The organism is bacterium (assembly GCA_018814885.1).
Lineage (GTDB): Bacteria > Krumholzibacteriota > Krumholzibacteriia > LZORAL124-64-63 > LZORAL124-64-63 > JAHIYU01.
This window is the reverse complement of the sequence record JAHIYU010000155.1, coordinates 1-3781: the sequence shown is the minus strand read 5'-3', so window position 1 is coordinate 3781 and position 3781 is coordinate 1. Positions and strand designations below refer to the sequence as shown.

Here is a 3781-nt window from a genome sequence, read left to right as displayed (position 1 = left end):
GCGGCTGTTGAGTGCTGCGGCGGCGGCGCTTCATCGTCATCAGACTTCCTCCGTGATCGTGGTGCGCCGCTATGATACACTACGCTCGCAATCGATGGGATAGGAATGCGCGGCGGGTCGAGTTTTTCAACGGGCTGTTAGTGCTCATGGCGCAATTGTTATGAGTGCGCGTAGCCAAGAGCAAGCATCAGTGATTTGTGCAGCGTGGCATAAGGCATTACGGTCGATTGAAAAAGTAGATAGAGTGGTTGCAGAACTAGCGATTGATGAATTCCAAAAAGAACCCTCATTAGTCAACAGGTCATTACTTGAAGCGGCGTGGAGTTATATTATCGAGGCACAAAATAACTATAGCAGAATACAGGGCTATAGTAATGTAGCAAGATGCGAGGAAATCATGTGCAAGCTCAGAGAAGAGGGCAGCCCGATATGGGCAAGTCATTGGCGAATAAAAGATAGAAATATGGCTAAAGAAATCAACTCCAAACCCTTCATAGCCAACTCCCCGTCCATGAAGCAGCTGATCGCTATGGTCGATATCTCCGCAAGCACCACCGAGCCGGTCCTGATCACCGGCGAAACAGGCACGGGCAAGGAGCTAGTTGCGCGGCTCATCCACGAGAAAAGCGATCGCGCAGGCAAACCCTTCGTGCCTGTCAACTGCGCGGCCATTCCCGAGACCCTCTTCGAGCGCGAGTTCTTCGGTCACGCGCGCGGGGCCTTCACGGGCGCGGACGGCGAGCGCCCCGGCCTGTGCGAGGCTGCCGACGGCGGCACCATGTTCCTCGATGAGATCGCCGACATGCCGGCCTATCTACAGGTCAAGCTGCTGCGGATGTTGCAGGAGGGGACGTTCCATCGCCTGGGCGATCCCACCGAGCGGCGCGCCGACCTGCGTATCATCGCGGCAACCAACGCACCCCTGCCGGAACTCATCGCCACCGGCGCCTTCCGTCATGACCTTTATTACCGCCTCCAGACCTTGGAGATGAACCTGCCGCCTCTGCGTGAGCGCCCCGAGGATCTGGAGCCGATGATCCGCCTCTTCGTGAGCAAGATCGTCGATGACGAGGTGGACCCGCGCGAGCTCTTCGACCAGGACGTCATGATCGTTCTCGAGCATTACCCATGGCCGGGCAACGTGCGCGAGCTCGAGGCCATGACCCGCCGCCTCGCCCTGCTGGCTCGCCACAGCGGGCGCGCGACCCTCGAGATGTTGCCCGAGTCCATGCGCAAGTGGCGCAACATGAAGCCCTCCGCCACCGGCTCCCTCCACCTCGGCGCCTACATCGAAAAGGTGGAGCGCGAGCGCATCAGCCAGGCCCTGCTGATCAAGGGCTGCAATCGGTCGGAAGCCGCCCGCGCCCTGGGCATCTCCCGCAACCAGCTCTACCGCAAGATGGGGAAGTTCGGGATCCGTCTACCGGTGTAAAGGAGACCCCCTCCACTCCACGCATATCACAAAAACTCAATAACCATGGAATATTCATGACAATTGGTTAAATGACTTCCCGTTAGCCCCACTTTATCGTAAAATCAACATCCGCCACCCCCCGTCGGTCGTCTTCGACCGGCTTTCTGTTTATGGAGGTCCCCATGGTCGCCCAAGCCACGCGCAACGCTTTCCGCGCCAGCCCGTTGATCCTGACCGCGCTGCTGATCGCCGTCACGGCCCTCGCGACCTCGCAGCCCGAGCATATCTCCCTGGATCCGGGCTCCACCGACAACACGCCCCATTGGCGCGTCATCTCCGCAGACGCAGCCTCCCTGCGCCTCGAGTTCACCCTCGGCGCCCTGGGCGCAGAGGACATCAGCGCGGGCGGCGAGACCTGGCAGTCACTCGTCATCGAGGGCGGCACGGTCCAGGGCGACGAGGGCGCTCCCGGCCTGCCCACCGCCGGCCGCCTGGTGGCCGTTCCCGCCGGCGCAAGCGTTTTCGGCCGGGTGATCGGGTTCGAGACGGTTTCCCTCCCTTCCACCCGTCTTTACCCGATCCAGCCCGGCCGGGACGAGGCCTTCGCCGTCGACCGCGACGCCTACGCCCGCGCGGGCTGGCGCCGCCTGGACGTGCCCGCTGCCAAGACCGCCGCGGTCGCCGCCGATCCCACCGCGCCCGTGGTCCTGATCGGCGAGCCCGCGATCATGGCCGGCCAGACGGTCGTGCCCGTGACCGTCAGCCCCCTGGCCTACGATGCCGTGTCGCGCGAGGGCGTGGCCGCCCGCACCATCGAGATCGAGCTGACCTTCGCCGGCGGCGCGACCCCGGCTAGCGCGCGCCCGGTCGCCGCATCCTTCGACACCTGGTTGCGCGGGAACGCCTCCGGCTACGACGCCCTCCGGGCCGGCAAGTCCGCGACCGGCGCCGCGCTGCCCGGCACCTACGCCCTGGTCCGCCACGGCGACGCGGCGATCACCAGCCGCACCGCGGCGCTGGAGGACTGGCGCCGCCGCCAGGGCTACCACGTGGAGATCGTGGACGTGGACGTGGTCGGCAACAACACCTCGTCCATCAAGAGCGCACTGCAGACCATCTACGACGACACGTCGATCCCGCCCCTGGAGTTCGTCACCCTCGTGGGCGACGAGGACGGCACCTACGGCGTGGATACCTGGATCGAGACGCTCTCCGGCTACAACGGTCCCGGCGACCACTACTACGTCACCCTCGACGGCGGCGACATCCTGGCCGACGCCCACGTCGGCCGCCTCTCCTTCTCGACCCTCGACGAGCTCGACACCATGGTCGCCAAGATCGTCGGCTACGAGCAGACCCCGCCCATGGGCGACACCTCGTGGTACGGCAGCGCCTCCCTGCAGGGCGATCCGAGCGCCTCGGGCATAACCACCGTCTACGTGAACCGGTGGCTCAAGGGACACCTGGAGGCCCTCGGCTGGGCGCATGTCGACACTACCTGGAGCGGCAACTTCGCCGGGGCGTTCACGGCCACCGTGGGCCAGGGGCGGAGCCTCTACGGCTATCGCGGCTACCTGGGCATGAGCGGCATCGGGACGAGCACCATCCACAACCTGAACAACGGCGGCGAACTGCCCGTGGCCATCCTGCCCACCTGCGACACCGGCACCTTCACCCAGGGCGAATGCCGTGCCGAGGCGTGGCTGCGCGCGCCCAACGGCGGCGGCATCGCGGCGGTCGGCACGGCCACCCAGGGCACCCATACCCGCTACAACAACTGCTACTACCACGGCATCTGGAACGGTCTGCTCTACAACGCCGACCACCGCGTCGGCGTGGCCCACTCCCTGGGCAAGATCGAGCTCTACAACAACTACCAGGTGGCCGAGCCCGCCCGGGTCGAGATCTGGTCGACGTGGAACAGCCTGATGGGCGATCCGGCCACCGATCCCTGGCTCGGCGTTCCGGTCGCCCTGAGCGTGGACCATCCGGCGAGCCTGTCGACGGGCGCGACGGCCGTGCCGGTGACCGTCACCTCCGGCGGTTCGCCCGCGGCCGGCCTGGTGGTCTGCGTCTACCGCGACGGCGCCTTCCAGGTCAGCGCCCTGACCGACGCCTCCGGCGCCGCCGTGCTGTCGGTGCCCTCCCTGGCCGCCGGCACCATGCTGGTGACCGTCGGCGGCCACGGCTACCTGCCGTACCTGGGCAGCCTGGGCGTGGGAGCGTTCGACGTGTTCTGCGGCCTGGAGGACATCTCTATCGACGGCGACGGCGCGCTCAACCCCGGCGAGGCCGTCGCGCTGGGCGTGGCGCTGCGCAACCACGGCGCCGACCCGGCCACCGGCGTGACCGCGACGCTGACCGGCG

2 protein-coding genes are annotated in these 3781 nt (G+C 66.0%); both read left to right on the top strand.

Translation table 11 applies throughout. From position 1 onward, the window contains the following. The first annotated feature begins 463 nt into the window (after positions 1–463). A complete protein-coding gene (locus tag KJ554_11980) occupies positions 464–1432 on the top strand; it encodes a sigma 54-interacting transcriptional regulator (GenBank protein ID MBU0743050.1) in 969 nt (322 codons plus the stop codon). A gap of 164 nt (positions 1433–1596) precedes the next feature. Next, positions 1597–3781: hypothetical protein (locus tag KJ554_11975; GenBank protein ID MBU0743049.1), on the top strand; the 2185-nt coding region annotated here is incomplete at its 3' end.